12 protein-coding genes are annotated in these 16014 nt (G+C 70.2%); 4 read left to right on the top strand and 8 right to left on the bottom strand.

What is annotated here, in order from left to right:
• Nucleotides 1-4 precede the first annotated feature (4 nt).
• Nucleotides 5-1051 carry a glycosyltransferase family 2 protein gene (locus ACYBSK_RS25960; protein ID WP_457479632.1) on the bottom strand — a complete coding sequence of 349 codons (1047 nt, stop codon included), beginning with the start codon at nucleotides 1049-1051 and terminating at the stop codon, nucleotides 5-7.
• A gap of 377 nt (nucleotides 1052-1428) precedes the next feature.
• On the opposite strand from ACYBSK_RS25960, the gene ACYBSK_RS25955 reads away from it, so the two are divergent.
• Nucleotides 1429-2811, top strand: a complete 1383-nt coding sequence (locus ACYBSK_RS25955; RefSeq protein ID WP_460243547.1) for an amino acid permease — start codon at nucleotides 1429-1431, stop codon at nucleotides 2809-2811.
• Between the two features lie 21 nt (nucleotides 2812-2832).
• Here the strand turns inward: ACYBSK_RS25955 and ACYBSK_RS25950 are convergent, their stop codons facing one another.
• The gene (locus tag ACYBSK_RS25950; RefSeq protein WP_457479630.1) at nucleotides 2833-4461 is read right to left on the bottom strand and encodes a DUF6345 domain-containing protein; all 1629 of its coding nucleotides are present in this window, start codon (nucleotides 4459-4461) and stop codon (nucleotides 2833-2835) included.
• 202 nt (nucleotides 4462-4663) lie between these two features.
• On the opposite strand from ACYBSK_RS25950, the gene ACYBSK_RS25945 reads away from it, so the two are divergent.
• Together ACYBSK_RS25945 and dnaK are read left to right on the top strand one after the other, a co-directional pair.
• Nucleotides 4664-5092, top strand: coding sequence for an OsmC family protein (locus ACYBSK_RS25945; RefSeq protein WP_460243546.1), 429 nt, complete (start codon nucleotides 4664-4666; stop codon nucleotides 5090-5092).
• Between the two features lie 92 nt (nucleotides 5093-5184).
• Entirely contained in the window at nucleotides 5185-7050 is a 1866-nt protein-coding gene (dnaK, locus tag ACYBSK_RS25940) for a molecular chaperone DnaK (protein WP_460243545.1), read from the top strand.
• Nucleotides 7051-7056: 6 nt separating this feature from the next.
• Here dnaK and ACYBSK_RS25935 read toward each other — a convergent pair whose 3' ends face one another.
• Genes ACYBSK_RS25935 through ACYBSK_RS25915 form a run of 5 tightly spaced genes read right to left on the bottom strand, consistent with a single transcriptional unit; the run spans nucleotide 7057 to nucleotide 14545 of the window.
• Nucleotides 7057-7920, bottom strand: a complete 864-nt coding sequence (locus tag ACYBSK_RS25935) for a helix-turn-helix domain-containing protein (RefSeq protein ID WP_457479627.1) — start codon at nucleotides 7918-7920, stop codon at nucleotides 7057-7059.
• 19 nt (nucleotides 7921-7939) lie between these two features.
• Nucleotides 7940-8662 carry a respiratory nitrate reductase subunit gamma gene (narI, locus tag ACYBSK_RS25930; protein ID WP_457479626.1) on the bottom strand — a complete coding sequence of 241 codons (723 nt, stop codon included), beginning with the start codon at nucleotides 8660-8662 and terminating at the stop codon, nucleotides 7940-7942.
• Nucleotides 8659-9246 (bottom strand): nitrate reductase molybdenum cofactor assembly chaperone, encoded by a 588-nt coding sequence (gene narJ, locus ACYBSK_RS25925; RefSeq protein ID WP_460243544.1) that lies wholly within the window; start codon nucleotides 9244-9246, stop codon nucleotides 8659-8661. Before narJ ends, narI begins: the two co-directional genes overlap by 4 nt.
• The gene (narH, locus tag ACYBSK_RS25920) at nucleotides 9243-10859 is read right to left on the bottom strand and encodes a nitrate reductase subunit beta (protein WP_460243543.1); all 1617 of its coding nucleotides are present in this window, start codon (nucleotides 10857-10859) and stop codon (nucleotides 9243-9245) included. Before narH ends, narJ begins: the two co-directional genes overlap by 4 nt.
• Nucleotides 10859-14545 carry a nitrate reductase subunit alpha gene (locus ACYBSK_RS25915; RefSeq protein WP_460243542.1) on the bottom strand — a complete coding sequence of 1229 codons (3687 nt, stop codon included), beginning with the start codon at nucleotides 14543-14545 and terminating at the stop codon, nucleotides 10859-10861. Before ACYBSK_RS25915 ends, narH begins: the two co-directional genes overlap by 1 nt.
• Nucleotides 14546-14775: 230 nt before the next feature.
• Here ACYBSK_RS25915 and ACYBSK_RS25910 point away from each other — a divergent pair, with 230 nt between their 5' ends.
• Nucleotides 14776-15204, top strand: coding sequence for a hypothetical protein (locus ACYBSK_RS25910; protein ID WP_460243541.1), 429 nt, complete (start codon nucleotides 14776-14778; stop codon nucleotides 15202-15204).
• Here ACYBSK_RS25910 and ACYBSK_RS25905 read toward each other — a convergent pair.
• On the bottom strand, nucleotides 15186-16004 hold the full coding sequence (locus ACYBSK_RS25905) for a helix-turn-helix domain-containing protein (protein WP_457479621.1): 819 nt from the start codon (nucleotides 16002-16004) through the stop codon (nucleotides 15186-15188). The two genes, ACYBSK_RS25910 and ACYBSK_RS25905, sit on opposite strands and share 19 nt — an antisense overlap.
• Nucleotides 16005-16014 lie beyond the last annotated feature (10 nt).

Below are 16014 nucleotides of genomic sequence, written 5' to 3'. Positions count from 1 at the left end.
CCGTTCACCAGACTTTCGCTCGGTTGGTCAGAACTCGGAAATACGCTGCGATGTGGCACGCCTGAAGAAAGAAGTCGAGTGCCAGTTCGTACATGGACGCGGACAGCAGCATCTGCCTCCAGCCCCGGTCCCGTACGGAGAGGGACCGCTCGACGACGAATACGCCGCTGGCCGCCGCCCACACCGGTTGCACGTGGATGCCGCCGACGGCCAGGGAAGCGGCGATCGTGGCCAGGTAGAGGAACGTCACCACGATGCCCGCGAGGGTGAACAGCTGCCGGCCCCAGTAGCGGGCGGTGACCCGGGTGACGCCGTACTGAATGCAGTTCTGGACGGCGCCCGCCTTCCAGCGGCGCCGCTGCTCCCACAGCGTCCGCCAGGTCGGCATGACCTCGGTGGTGAGGGTGCAGCCGCGCGGGGCCAGGAGCTTGAAGCCCAAGTGCATGATGGCGAAGCTGAGTTCGTTGTCCTCCGTCATGACGCGGGTGTCGTAGACGCCGCCCGCGCCGTCGCCCCGCGGCAGCGTGCCGTCCCTGCGGCCCGCCGTGACCTGGGCGAGGACGGCGGCGGGGAACATCGCCGCGGTCCCCGTGAGGACGAGGCAGCGGCCCCTGCGGCGGCGGACGTCGCGCGCGTAGCGGGCGTACTCGTTGCGTTGCAGGTGCCCGACGAATCCCGCTCCGGGGTCGCCCCGGAAGACGCCGCCCACGCCCCCGTACCGGGGGTCGGCGAGCACGTCCAGGGCGGTCTCGACGAACGAGGGGTCCAGCACGCTGTCCGCGTCGGTCACCAGGATCCGCGCGCCGGGATCGGGCATCGGCAGCTGCCGCAGGAACTGGTTGAGCGCTCCCGCCTTCTTGTCGGTGTTGCCCGTGGTCTCGAAGACCTCGGTGCCGTGTGCGCGCGCCGTCCCGGCGGTCGCGTCGGTGCAGTTGTCCGCCACGACGACGATGCGGTCGGGGGGCACGGTCTGGCAGGTGAGCCCGCGGATGGCGTTCGCGATGCACGCTTCTTCGTTGTGGGCCGGTATGACCGCCACGACTTCGGACATGATCGCTCGCCGTCCTGATACCAGTGGTGACCGAGTGGGGCGTCTTGATCCTGTACGCAACGATCCGCTTCATACTGGATCAAGTCGCTTGCCTTGATCTCATTAGGGACCCGTATGGGTGACAAGTCAATGGAAAACCGTGCAAAACGGGATGATCTTTCTACGTTTCGGTAAGTCGCCCGAGGGGGTGAGGTGTTGCGGCGCCCCGGAGAATCCCCTCCACCGTGAGCCCGACGGTGCATCATTTGCGGCCGCAACCCCTGGGGCGCAGGACGATTCCGGCTGATTTGGAACGGGGCGGGAGCCCACCGGACCATGAACCCGTCACCCGGCGATCCCGCGGTGGCACCAGCACGGATCGAGAGGCGCAACCCCCCATGCACGACTCCGGAACCGCACCCCCCACGGCTCCGGCAACGGACGACGACCGGAACACCGGCGGCAGCGACAGCAAGCACGCCCGCAGATTCGGTCTCCCCATCGCCACGGCCCTCGTCATGGGCAACATCATCGGCGGCGGCATCTTCCTGCTGCCCGCCTCCGTCGCCCCCTACGGCACGATCTCGCTGGTCGCCTTCGGTGTCCTGACGGTCGGCGCCATCGCCCTCGCGCTCGTCTTCGGGCGCCTCGCGAAGCGGCACCCGCAGACCGGCGGACCCTACGTCTACGCCCGCGAGGCCTTCGGCGACTTCGCCGGGTTCCTCGCCGCCTGGTCGTACTGGATCACCACCTGGGTGTCGAACGCGGCGCTCGCCGTCGCCGCCGTCGGCTACCTCGACGTGCTGCTGCCGATCCACGGCTCGACGTTCTGGACGATCGTCGCCGCGCTCGCCTGCCAGTGGCTGCCCGCGCTCGCCAACCTCGGCGGCACCCGCTACGTCGGCGCCGTCCAACTGGTCTCCACCGTCCTGAAGTTCGCGCCGCTGCTGCTCGTCGCGATCGGTGGCCTGTTCTTCTTCGACGCCGACAACCTCGGCCCGTTCCAGGGCAGCGGGGACTCCGCCGTCGGCGCCGTCTCGGCGTCCGCCGCGATCCTGCTCTTCAGCTACCTGGGCGTCGAGTCCGCCTCCATGAGCGCGGGCGAGGTCCGCGACCCGGAGCGCAACGTCGGCCGCGCCACCGTCCTCGGCACCGGCCTCGCCGCCCTCGTCTACCTGCTGTGCACGGTCTCCGTCTTCGGCACGGTCGCCCACGACCAACTGGTCGACTCCACGGCCCCGTTCACCGACGCCGTCAACGCCATGTTCGGCGGAACGTGGGGCGGCACGGCGGTCGCCATCGCCGCGCTCGTCTCCATGGTCGGCGCGCTCAACGGCTGGACGCTGCTGGCCGCGCAGGCGCCGTACGCCCCCGCGAAGGACGGCCTGTTCCCGGCGGCGTTCGCCCGCAAGAAGCGCGGCGTCCCGACGTTCGGCGTGATCGTCGGCGTCTCGCTCGCCTCACTCCTGACGATCTACAACTACACGGCCGGTTCCGACGGCGTCTTCGAGAGCCTCGTGCTCATCACGACCTTCACGGCGACCGTCCCGTACCTCCTCGCCACCGGCGCGCAGATCTACTTCCTGCTGTCCGGGCAGGGCGACCGGGTCAACAAGGCGCGGCTCGCCCGCGACATGACGCTCGCGCTCGCGGCGTTCGGATTCTCGATGTGGCTCGTCGGCGGCGCCGGCTACGCGGCCGTCTACCAGGGCGTCCTCTTCCTCTGCGTCGGCGTCCTCGTCTACGCGTGGATGGCGGCCCGCAAGAAGCGGGCCGCCTGACGCCGGTGGGGCCGAAGCGGGTCACCTGGCGAGCGGCGCGCTCACCCAGCGGAGCTTCTTGAACATGCTGTCCCGGGAGCCGATCTCCACCAGCTTCCGCGCCGCGGGATACGCCTCGTTCCCCTCGATCTCGTACCCGACCTCAAGGGAGCCGGGCACGTCCCGGACCTCCAGCTGCGCCTCGATGTCGGACGCCGACCGCTCACTGTCGGCCGCCATCGCCGCCAGATGCGAGACGCGCCGCTGCTGCGCCTCGTCCAGCGCCTGCCGCGGATCACGCGCCCCGGGCGAGGCCAGCGCCTGCTGCCCCTTGCCGGACGGCGGCGCGACCGCCGACGCGGGCGTGCGCGTCTCCCCGGTCGGCGTCCGCGTCGACAGCGTCGCCTGGACGACCGTGCCGTCGTTGTCGAGCGCCACCCGGAACTCGCCGCGGCCCGGAGTGATCACCGGTACGCCGTCGAAGGCCTGCCGGAACGTGACGTGCGTCTGGAGCGACACCGGCTCACCGATCCGCGAGCCGTCCTTCGCGCCGCTGTTCTGCATCAGGTCGTGCACACCGTCCACGACCAGCTCGACACCGTCGGCGTGCTCGCCCACGAAGCGCTGCGCGATCTCGACCGCGCGCTCGGTGGGCAGCTGCCGGGTGTTGCGGTGGTTGGCCTCGGCGAGCTTCACCCAGCGCACCGCCTGCGGAGCCGTCGACACGTACCGGTCGCCCGACGCGGCGCTGAGCACGCCCTGCCGCTCGACCTGCACCTCTTGCAGCGCCGCCGCCGGGAAGTGCGCCAACTGCCCCATCCTGGCCAGCTCGTCGCTCGGGTCGCGCGGCGCGAGCTGGACGACCTGCGGGCTCGTCGGCGCCTGCGTCAGCGGATCGCGCAGGCCCTCGCGCGCGTAGTACCAGCGCCACGCGTACCAGGCGTCGGAGACGTGCTCCCGGTAGAAGTTGCGCTCGGAGTTCAGCCGGTTCTGCGCCTCGGCCTGGGTCGCGCCCGTGGCGCACACCGACGGGGCCTGACCGTGGTAGATGTCCCAGCTCGCGTTCAGCCACGCGTCGCAGAACGTCTGCCCGGCCCGCCACTTCTCCCAGAACTTCTTGCCGTAGTCCGGGCTGTCGATGCTCACCGTCTCGAACCCGAAGATCATCCGGGAGCCGATGTTCGGGCCCGCCCACGTGCGTACGGGGGAGTGCCCGTCCAGGACGCGCAGCGAGGTGCACGTCGACCAGAAGACGTAGTTCGCCTTCTCGTTGCCGAACGCCATCCGGTTCGAGACCGCGTCCGAGCGGTTGTCCCACTTTGCGCCGAGCGGCGCGAAGAACACCCCGTTGCCGTCCATGCCGCCGTGCCCCGAGTGGTACACGGCGACCACGGCGTCCATGCCGTACCGGTCCTGCCAGTTGTCGTAGGTCTCCTCGTACGCCCACACCTGGGCGCCCGCGTCCGCGAACCAGAAGTTGCGGTCGTAGAACTGCTGGAGATACGCCAGCCAGCCCGTCGCGTCCGCGTGGGTGTGCGAGAGCGGGTTCTGGTTCACGAACTTCTGGATGCTGAACGCGCCCCACCAGCCGAACGTCGAGTCCCGGTCGGTCGCGCCCGGCTTGCCGGTCTCCAGTGGTGACGGACCTCGGTCCGCGTAGATCATGCGCATGGTCAGACCCCCTGCGAGTCCCCCTGATGCCCCCCCTGGGCGGGAGGCCTCAAAGTGTCACCGCCGCGCCGACTTGCCCAGCGCGTATTCCGGCCATGTGCCCGCCCCGGGAACTCAACCGCGCGGCCCCGCGGCACGCCCCGCGCCCCCGAATGTGGTCGGATGGGAGGCACAGGCACACCTCATCCGGAAAGGAAACACCGTGGCAACCACGCGCTCCGCACACACCGTGTGGGAAGGCAACCTGTTCGAGGGCAACGGCACCGTCACCTTCGACTCGTCGGGCATCGGGTCGCAGCCCGTGTCCTGGCCGTCCCGCGCCGAGGAGGCGAACGGCAAAACCAGCCCGGAGGAGCTCATCGCCGCCGCGCACTCGTCGTGCTTCTCGATGGCGCTCTCCAACGGCCTGACCGGCGCCGGCACCCCGCCCACCAAGCTCGTCACCTCCGCGGACGTGACGTTCCAGCCGGGCGAGGGCATCACCGGCATCCACCTCACCGTCGAGGGCACGGTCGAGGGCCTCGACGAGCAGGGCTTCCAGGCGGCCGCCGAGGACGCCAAGAAGAACTGCCCCGTGAGCCAGGCCCTGACCGGCACCACGATCACCCTCACCGCCAAGCTCGGCGGCTGAGCGCCCCGCACTCTTGACGTGGGCCCGCTCACGCCCTGTGCTGGACCCCAGGACGGCGTGAGCGGGCCTTCGCAGCGAATAGGGGACGCGTCATGGGGCGTGCGGTCGGTATCGATCTCGGTACGACGAACTCGGTGGTGGCCGTGCTGGAGGGCGGTGAGCCGACCGTCATCGCGAACGCGGAGGGCGCGCGCACCACCCCTTCCATCGTTGCCTTCGCCCGGACGTCCGCCGCCGAGGTGCTCGTCGGCGAGGTCGCCAAGCGGCAGGCCGTCACCAACGTCGAGCGCACCGCGCGCTCCGTCAAACGGCACATGGGCGACGGGAGTTGGCGGTTCCCCGACAGCGGCGACATCGACGGGCGCCGCTACAGCGCGCAGGAACTGGCCGCCCGTGTCCTCCAGAAGCTCAAGCGTGACGCCGAGTCCTATCTCGGCGAGGACGTCACCGACGCCGTCGTCACCGTGCCCGCCTACTTCGACGACGCGCAGCGCCAGGCCACCAAGGAGGCCGGGGAGATCGCCGGCCTGAAGGTGCTGCGCATCGTCAACGAGCCGACCGCCGCCGCCCTCGCCTACGGGCTCGACAAGGGCGACGAGCAGACCGTGCTCGTCTTCGACCTGGGCGGCGGCACGTTCGACGTCTCGCTCCTGGAGATGGGCGAGGGCGTCATCGAGGTCAAGGCCACCAACGGCGACACCCAGCTCGGTGGCGACGACTGGGACCAGCGGATCGTCGACCACCTCGTGCGGCAGTTCAAGAACGCCCACGGCGTCGACCTCGCCGGCGACAAGATGGCCGTGCAGCGGCTGCGCGAGGGCGCGGAGAAGGCGAAGATCGAGCTGTCGTCGTCGAGCGAGACGAATGTGAACCTGCCGTACATCACCGCCTCCGCCGCAGGGCCCCTACACCTCGACGAGAAGCTGACGCGCGCTCAGTTCCAGGAGCTGACGGGTGACTTGCTGGACCGCTGCAAGAAGCCCTTCCACCAGGCCGTGGAGGACGCGGGCGTCGACCTCAAGGACATCGACCACGTCATCCTGGTCGGCGGCTCCACGCGCATGCCCGCCGTCACCGAACTCGTCAAGTCGCTCACCGGGAAGGACCCGCACAAGGGCGTGAACCCGGACGAGGTCGTCGCCGTCGGCGCCACCTACCAGGCCGGTGTGATCCGCGGCGACGTCAAGGACGTGCTGCTGCTCGACGTCACCCCGCTGTCCCTCGGCATCGAGACCAAGGGCGGCGTCATGACCAAGCTCATCGAGCGCAACACCACCATCCCGACCCGCCGTTCGGAGATCTTCACCACCGCCGCCGACAACCAGCCCTCCGTCGGCATCCAGGTCTTCCAGGGCGAGCGGGACATCGCCGCGTACAACAAGAAGCTGGGCGTCTTCGACCTCACCGGGCTGCCGCCCGCCCCGCGCGGCGTCCCCCAGATCGAGGTCACCTTCGACATCGACGCCAACGGGATCATGCACGTCGCCGCCAAGGACCTCGCCACGGGACGCGAGCAGAAGATGACGGTGACCGGGGGCTCGGCGCTGCCGAAGGACGAGATCGACCGGATGATGCGGGAGGCCGAGGCGCACGCCGAGGAGGACCGCACCCGCCGCGAGGCGGCCGAGGTCCGCAACGAGGCGGAACAGCTCGTGTACCAGACGGAGCGTTTCCTGCGGGACAACGAGGAGCGGATCCCGGCCGACACCCGCACCCAAGTGGACGACGCCGTGCGCGAGTTGAAGACACTGCTGGAGTCCAAGGAGGCCTCCACGCAGGAGCTGCGCGAGGGCGAGCGGAAGCTGGCCGAGGTCAGCCAGCGGATGGGGCAGGCGATGTACCAGGCCGCCTCGGCCTCGCAGGAGGACGCGCCGCCCTCGCAGGGCCAGGAGTCGGCCCAGGGCGAGGACGTCGTCGACGCCGAGATCGTCGACGACGACAAGGGCCGCTCCACGTAAGCCGGTTCAGTCGAGGGCGGCCCGCGCCTCGCACAGGATCTCCAGCGTCCGCTCCGCCCCCGCCGCCTGCGCCACGAGGTGGTCGAGCACCTCCAGGTGCACGCCCACCTCGTCCCGCGAGTCCAGGTACAGGGCCCCGGTCACGTACTCGCTGTAGACCATGTCGGGCAGCTCCCTGACCGGGAAGCGGAACAGCGTGAACGGGCCGAACGTGCCCGGATGCGGCCCCGATGCGAACTCGGCCAACTGGAGCGTCACGTTGGGGCGCCGCGCGGACTCGATGAGCCGGTCGAGCTGGCCGCGCAGGACGTCCGGGCCGCCGGGCGGGCGCAGCAGCACCGTCTCGTCCATGACGACCCACAGGTTCGGCGACTCCTCCCGGTCGAGGAGCGACTGCCGGGCCATCCGCAGATCGATGTGCCGGTCCACCTCGTCGGGCCGGGAGCGGCCCACCGTGCCGGCGTCGAAGACCGCCCGCGCGTACTCCTCGGTCTGCAACAGGCCCGGCACGAAGTGCGGTTCGTAGGCGCGGATCATCGAGGCCGCGCCCTCCAGGCTGACGTACAGGCTGAACCAGTCGGGCAGCACGTCGTGGAACCGCTGCCACCAGCCCGGCAGGTTCGCCTCCTCGGCGAGCGCCACGAACGCCTCGATCTCCCGCTCGGGCACCTCGTACAGCTCCAGGAGCATCTGCACGTACGGGATCTTCAGCGCGACCTCTGCGGTCTCCATCCTCCGGATCGTCGCCCCCGCCACGCGCAGCGGCCGGGCCGCCTCCTCGCGCTTGAGCCCGCGGGCCTCCCTGAGGTCCCGCAGGCGTCGACCGAGGACGACCTGGCCCACGGTGGGGGCAGGCCGTCGTTCACTCACCTTTGTCCGCCCCCAGGGGTTAGGAGCCGGTGCGCTCCCACCCCCGACGCTCCGGCCGGGCGCCCAGGCGCCGCTGATCGCGGCTGCGGTAGACGACGTACGGTCGGAACAGGTACTGCACCGGCGCGCTGAACATATGCACGAGCCGCGTGAACGGTACCAGTGCGATCAGTAGCATGCCCACTACTGCGTGAATCTGATACAAGGTGGGCACACCGTCCATCAGCGCGACGTCCGGGCTCAGCGTGAACAGGCTGCGCGACCACGGCGCGATGGTCTGCCGGTAGTCGTAGCCGCTGCCGCCGGAGTGCGACAGCTTGGCGACCATGCCGAGGACGATGGCGCCGACCAGGAACACGTACATCGCCTTGTCGTTGCGCGTCGTGGCGAGCAGCACCGGTGCCTTGGTGCGGCGCCGGTAGACCAGCATGGCGATGCCCGCGAGCGCGAGGACGCCCGCGAACGTGCCGCCGATCAGCGAGAACATGTGGTACGTGTGCTCGCTGACGCCGACCTTCTCCGTCCACGACTCCGGGATGAACAGGCCGACGATGTGGCCCACGAGGACGAACAGGATGCCGTAGTGGAACACCGGTGACGCGATGTTGAGCAGCTTCGACTCGTAGACCTGCGACGAGCGCGTCGTCCAGCCGAACTTGTCGTAGCGGTAGCGCCAGATGGTGCCCGCGATCAGCAGGACGAAGGCTACGTAGGGCAGCACGCCCCAGATCGCCGTATTCACCGCGCGTGCTCCGTTTCCAGGAGGGGGAGTGCGAAGGGTTCGAGGCCGACGTCCTCGCGGGGCGGCCCGGACCGGGCCAGGGCCTGCGCCTCGGCCCTGTCCTTGGGCGAGGGGCCCGGCAGCGCGGCGCACACCGCGTTCAGGACGACTCCGTACGGGGTGCCGTGGTCGGTGAGGGCGAACCGCAGCAGTTCGAGGCCCGCGCGGTGCTCCTCCAGGAGGAACGTGCCCGCCTGCGCCGAGAATTCGAGGACGGCGGGCAGGAAGTCGGGCAGCTCCTCGCCGGTGAACTCCATGCCGTGCGCCCGGTACGCCTCCTTCATGCGCACCAGCGACATGCCGCGCCGCCGGGTGTCGCCGTCGCGCCACCACGTCAGATACAGGCTGTGCCGGTTCTTGAAGTCGAAGACCTGGACGTAGTGGGCCGCCAGGTCCCGCACCGGCGTGGCCTCGGCGTGCTCGACGAACGCCGCGAGCGGCGGGGCGGCCGCGCGGACCAGCGGGAGCCGCTCGTAGAACTCCTCGTCGGGGTACGTGAGACAGAGCGCCGACGCCTGGAGGAGCAGGGAGGTCCGGTCGGTCATGGGCTGTCCTCCTGGTCGGCGGTCTGGCGTTCCTTGCTGAGCTGGAAGTTCTCGACGGAGACGACGGGCAGCAGCTTGCGGCCGTCCGCGACGGTCGACCCGGAGTCGGCGCCGAAGGGACCCTCGCCGCCCATGCCGGGCCCGCCCTCGTGGTCGAGCGAGCAGGTGTCCGACGGCAGCGCCGACTCCTCCAGGCGCTCCGCGTCCCCGACGGCGGCCGTCGGGATCACGTACCGGTCCTCGTACTTGGCGATGGCGAGGAGGCGGTACATCTCCTCGATCTCGTGCGGTTCCATGCCGATGGACTCGGCGATCGAACTGTCCGGCAGATCACCGAGGTTGATGGCCCGCATGTGCGAGCGCATCGCCGCCAGCTTCTCCAGCGAGGCGCGCACCGGCCCGGTGTCGCCCGCCGTGAAGATCTCCGCGAGGTATTCGAGGGGGATGCGCAGCGTGTCGATCGCGCCGAACAGGTTCGCGTGGTCCTCGCCGTCGTGCCCGGTCTCGGTGAGCGCGTCGACGACGGGGGAGAGCGGCGGGATGTACCAGACCATCGGCATCGTCCGGTACTCCGGGTGCAGCGGCAGCGCCACCTTGTACTTGCTGATCAGCGCGTGGACGGGGGAGCGGCGCGCCGCCTCCATCCAGTCGAAGGGGATGCCCGCCTCCTCGGCGGCCCGCTGCACCGCGGGGTCCTCCGGATCGAGGAAGACACCCAACTGCTCCTCGTACAGGTCGTGTTCGTTCTTCGAGGAGGCGGCCTCGGTCACCTTGTCGGCGTCGTACAGCATCACGCCGAGGTAGCGCAGCCGGCCCACGCACGTCTCGGAGCAGACCGTCGGCAGGCCCACCTCGACGCGCGGATAGCACAGCGTGCACTTCTCGGCCTTGCCGGTGCGGTGGTTGAAGTACACCTTCTTGTACGGGCAGCCGGTCACGCACATCCGCCAGCCGCGGCAGGAGTCCTGGTCGACGAGGACGATGCCGTCCTCCACCCGCTTGTACATCGCGCCCGACGGGCAGGACGAGACGCACGACGGGTTGAGGCAGTGCTCGCAGATCCGCGGCAGGTAGAACATGAAGGTCTGCTCGAACTGGAACTTGACCTTCTCCGCCGCCTGTTCACGGGTCTTCTCGACCATCGGGTCGAGATCGCCGTGCTCGGTCGCGCCGCCCAGGTTGTCGTCCCAGTTCGAGGACCACTCGATCTTCATCGGCTTGCCGCTGATGAGGGAGCGCGGCTCCGCGACCGGGTAGTCGTCGCCGAGCGGGGCGTCGGTGAGGTTCTTGTAGTCGTACGTCCAGGGCTCGTAGTAGTCCTTGATCTCCGGGAGCTTGGGGTTGGAGAAGATCCCCGCGAGCTTCTTGAACCGCCCGCCCGCCTTCAGCTTCAGCGCGCCCTTCTTGTTCAGCTCCCAGCCCCCGCGCCACTTGTCCTGGTCCTCGTAGCGGCGCGGATACCCCTGCCCGGGGCGGGTCTCGACGTTGTTGAACCAGACGTACTCCATGCCGTTGCGGTTGGTCCACGCCTGCTTGCAGGTGACCGAGCAGGTGTGGCAGCCGATGCACTTGTCGAGGTTCATGACCATCGCGATCTGAGTCATGATGCGCATCAGTACTGGACCTCCTGGGAGCGACGGCGGATGACCGTGACCTCGTCGCGCTGGTTGCCCGTCGGGCCGAGGTAGTTGAACGCCCAGCTCAACTGGGCGTAGCCGCCGATGAGATGGGACGGCTTGAGGATCAGCCGGGTGAGCGAGTTGTGGATGCCGCCGCGCTTGCCGGACGCCTCCGCCTTCGGCACGTTGACGGTGCGTTCCTGCGCGTGGTGCATGTAGACCGTGCCGGCCGGCATGCGGTGGGAGACGATCGCGCGGGCGACGACGACACCGTTGCGGTTGACCGCCTCGATCCAGTCGTTGTCCTTCACGCCGATCGACTCGGCGTCCTGCGGGGCCATCCAGATCGACTGGCCGCCGCGGGACAGCGCCAGCATGAACAGGTTGTCCTGGTACTCGGAGTGGATCGACCACTTGTTGTGCGGCGTGAGGTAACGGACCGTCACCTCTTTCTCGCCGTCGGGCCCGAGCCGCGGCTCGCCGAACAGCCGGTTCATGTCGAGCGGCGGCCGGTACACGGGCAGCGCCTCGCCCAGCTCGTGCATCCAGTCGTGGTCGATGAAGAAGTGCTGACGTCCCGTCAAGGTGTGCCACGGCTTGAGGTGTTCGGTGTTGAGCGTGAACGCCGTGTAGCGGCGCCCGCCGGACTCGCTGCCCGACCACTCCGGCGACGTGATCACCGGGACCGGCGCGGCCTGCGTGTCCGCGTAACTGATGCGCTTGCCCTCGTGCTCGGCCGACAGGTGCGCCATCTCCTGCCCCGTACGCGCCTCCAGGGTGTGGAAGCCCTGCGTGGCGAGACGGCCGTTGGTGGTGCCGGACAGGGCGAGGATGGTGTTCGCCGCCTTGACCGCCGTGTCGAGGGAGGGCCGGCCGTCGGCGGGGCCGCCGCGCACCGTGCCGTTGCGCTCGCGCAGCTCCGTGACCTCCTGGTCGGGCTTGAGGACGATGCCCTTGGCGGGCAGGCCCAGTTGCTCGACGAGCGGGCCGAGCGCCGTGAACTTGGCGCCGATCGCCGTGTAGTCCCGCTCGACGACCACCAGGTTCGGCATCGTCTTCCCGGGCACCGGCTCGCACTCGCCCTTGCGCCAGTCGAGGACGACGCCGCCGGGCTGCGCGATCTCGCCCGGGGTGTCGTGCTGGAGCGGCGCGGCCACCAGGTCCTGGCGTACGCCGAGGTGGTGGACGGACAGCTCGCTCAGCTTGTGGGCGAGCGCCTTGAACGTGTCGAAGTCGCTGCGCGCCTGCCACGGCGGGTCCACGGCCGGGGTGAAGGAGTGCACGTAGGGGTGCATGTCCGTGGAGGCGATGTCGTGCTTCTCGTACCAGGTGGCGGCGGGCAGCACCACGTCGGACAGGAGCGTCGACGACGTCTGCCGGAAGTCGAGGGAGAGCAGCAGGTCGAGCTTGCCCTCGGGTGCCTCGTCGCGCCACGTCACCGTCGTCGGGCGCTCCTCGGGCGCGGCCTCCTCGGCGCGCAGCGACGAATGCGTGCCCAGCAGGTGCTTCGTGAAGTACTCGGCGCCCTTCGCGGACGAGCCGAGCAGATTCGCCCGCCACAGCGTCAGCACGCGCGGCCAGTTCTCCGGCGCGTCCGGGTCCTCGACGGCGAACTTCAGCGAACCCGCCTTGAGTTCGGCGACCGTCTCCTCCACGGACTGCTCACCGAGCGCGAGCGAACTGCGGTCGAACGTCGGGTACGAGGGCATCCAGCCGGAGCGCGCCGACAGCGCCAGCACGTCCGCGCCCGTCATGCCCTCGAAGGCGCCCTTGCCGAGCGGGGAGGCCAGCACGTCGGCGCCGAACCTGTCGTAGCGCCACTGGTCGGTGTTGGTGAACCAGTACGCGGCGCCGATCATCTGCCGCGGCGGCCGCGACCAGTCGTTCGCGGAGGCCAGCGAGGCCCAGCCGGTGACGGGCCGGCACTTCTCCTGACCGACGTAGTGCGCCCAGCCCCCGCCGTTCCTGCCCTGACAGCCGGTGAGTTGCAGCAGCGACAGGAAGCCCCGGTAGATGGTCTCCGAGTGGAACCAGTGGTTCGTCCCGGCGCCCATCAGGATCATGCAGCGCCCGCGCGACTTCTCGGCGGTGCTCGCGAACTCCCGGGCGATCTTCACGCACTTGGCCGCCGGGACGGAGGTGTGCTCCTCCTGCCAGCCGGGGGTGCCGGGCGTGGACGCGTCGTCGTACGAGGCGGGCCAGGAACCCGGCAGGCCCTCGCGCCCCACCCCGTACTGTGCGAGCAGCAGGTCGAACACGGTCGTCACCAGCGGACCGTCCTGTCCGCCGAGCCGCGTGGCCGGGACCCCGCGCCGGACGACCTCGCCGCGGCCCTGGCCGTGCGTGCCGCCGTCGGTGTCGAAGCGGGGGAGCAGCACCTCGACGCCGCCCGCGATGTCGGAGCCGTGGAGGCTCAACGTCGGCTGGATGTTGCCCAGTTCGAGGTTCCACTTGCCCTTGCCGGACTCGGTCCAGCGAAAGCCCAGCGAACCGTTCGGGACGACCGGCTGCCCCGTCGCCTCGTCGAGCACGGCTGTCTTCCACTCGGCGCCCTCGCCGCCCTGGCCGAGGTCGGTGGCGCGCAGGAACTTCGACGGGACGAAACCGCCGTCCTTCTCCTCCAGCGTGACGAGGAACGGCAGGTCGGTGTACTTCTTGACGTAGTCCGTGAAGAACGGCGTCTGCCGGTCGACGAAGAACTCCTTCAGGATCACGTGCCCCATGGCGAGCGCGAGCGCGCCGTCCGTGCCGGGGTGCGGGTGCAGCCACTCGTCGGCGAACTTCGCGTTGTCGGCGTAGTCGGGCGCGACGACCACGACCTTCTGGCCCCGGTAGCGGGCCTCGGCCATCCAGTGCGCGTCCGGCGTCCTGGTCACCGGCACATTGGAGCCCCACATCATCAGATACGCGGCGTCCCACCAGTCACCCGACTCCGGGACGTCGGTCTGGTCGCCGAACACCTGCGGCGAGGCCACCGGCAGGTCGGCGTACCAGTCGTAGAACGACAGCATCGGCGCGCCGATCAAGGACATGAAACGGGCCCCCGCCGCGTGCGACACCATCGACATGGCGGGGATCGGAGAGAACCCGGCGACACGGTCCGGCCCGTACGTCTTGATGGTGTGCACGTGCGCGGCGGCCACGATCTCCACGGCCTCGTCCCACGTCGCGCGCACCAACCCGCCCTTGCCGCGCGCCTGTTGGTAGCGGCGGCGCCGCTCGGGGTCGGCCTGGATGTCGGCCCACGCGAGCACCGGATCGTGCAGCCGCGCCTTCGCCTCCCGGTACATCTCCACGAGGACACCCCGGATGTACGGGTAGCGCACACGGGTCGGCGAGTACGTGTACCAGGAGAACGCGGCGCCGCGCGGGCAGCCGCGCGGCTCGTACTCGGGGCGGTCCGGGCCGACGCTCGGGTAGTCCGTCTGCTGGGTCTCCCAGGTGATGATGCCGTCCTTGACGTACACCTTCCACCGGCACGAACCGGTGCAGTTCACGCCGTGCGTCGAGTTCACGACCTTGTCGTGGCTCCAGCGGTCCCGGTAGAAGACGTCCCCGTCCCGGCCGCCCTTGAGCTGCACGCTGTGCAGGTCCTCGGAGGCCGTCCCCTTGCGGAAGAACCGTCCGGCGCGCAGCAGCGCGGCGTCCGGCTCGGTCGGGGTGCGTGTCGTATCCGTCACCGTTTGCTCCCTCGATGTCCCGTTCTGGGCACGCTAATGGCCCTGCGCCGGGGGCACACCTCGGCCGGGGCCGTACGAGTCGCGCACGAGCGGCGGGCACGGGACGGAGCGGGCGGGGCGGGCATTACCTCGGACGTAATCGACCCCCGTGCGGAGCGCGGGCAGGGTGGGGGCACAGATACGGGAGGCGCGGGCAAGCGCCCCCGATCCGATGACGGAGGGTGATCCCCATGTCCGCCACCACCACGACCGCCGCCGCGACGTTCCAGGCCCGCAAGGCCCGTACGTGGCTGCGTCGCTTCCTAGCCTTCGACGCCATCGGCACCGGCGTCAACGGGCTCGCGTACGTCGTCGTCTCCGGCCCCCTCGGCCGGCTCCTCGGCATCGACGCGGGGCTGCTCCTCGGGCTCGGCCTCGGCCTCGTCGCCTACGCCGCCGCCGTCGCGGCCCTCGCCGCGCGCAGCAGCCCGCCCGCGTTCTGGGTGCGCGTCGTGGTCGAGGCGAACCTCGCGTGGACGGTCCTCAGCTTCGTCGCCCTGTTCGCGTGGCTGGAGCCGAGCACGGCCGGAATGGCGTACGGATCGTTCCAGGCGCTGGTCGTGGCCGCGTTCGCGGCGCTCCAGTACACCGCGCTGCGCGCTCAGGCCAGCGTGGACTGAAGATACTTCGCCGTCGCCGGGTCGGCCGGGAGCAGCGTCTCCACGGCCAGCTCGGCGACGGTCACGTCCAGCGGCGTGTTGAACGTCGAGATCGACGACACGAACGACAGCACCTGCCCCTCGTGCTCGACCACCATCGGCAGCGCGAACGCCGGCAGCCCGGCCGCGTCCGGCTCCTCCCCTTCCGTACCCGGCGGCGCCGGATACGCGGCCACCTCCTCGTACAGCGCCCGCAGCGCCTCGGAACCGGACGACGCGACCTGCCGCTCGACCTGCGCCAGCAGATGTCCCCGCCAGGCGCCCAGATTGCGGATCCGCGGGGCGAGGCCCTCGGGGTGCAGGGTGAGGCGCAGCGCGTTCGGCGGCGCGGACAGCAGGTGCTCGGGCGCCGAACCCATGAGCAGGGCGATCCCGCTGTTCGCCGCGATCACGTTGTACGTCGCGTCGACGACGAACGCCGGATACGGCTCGTAGCCGCGCAGCAGCGTGTCGAGCCCCTCGCGCAGGACGTCGAGCGCCGGGTCGTCCAGCGGGGTCTCGGTGAACTGCGGGGCGTAGCCCGCCGCGAGCAGCAGCGCGTTGCGCTCGCGCATCGGTACGTCGAGGTGCTCGGCGAGCCGCAGCACCAGCTCCTGGCTGGGCCGCGAACGACCCGTCTCCACGAAACTGATGTGCCGCGCAGACGACCCCGCCCGCAGCGCCAGCTCCAGCTGACTGACGCGCCGCCGCTCCCGCCAGCCGCGCAGCAGCGCGCCCACGCGCGGCGGGTTCCGGCGGGTGCTGCGCTCGGCGGTCGTCATGGGAAGACCG

It is taken from the genome of Streptomyces sp. BYX5S (assembly GCF_054724165.1).
Note: the sequence above shows the minus strand (reverse complement) of the source record. Positions and strands in the feature narration are given on the sequence as shown.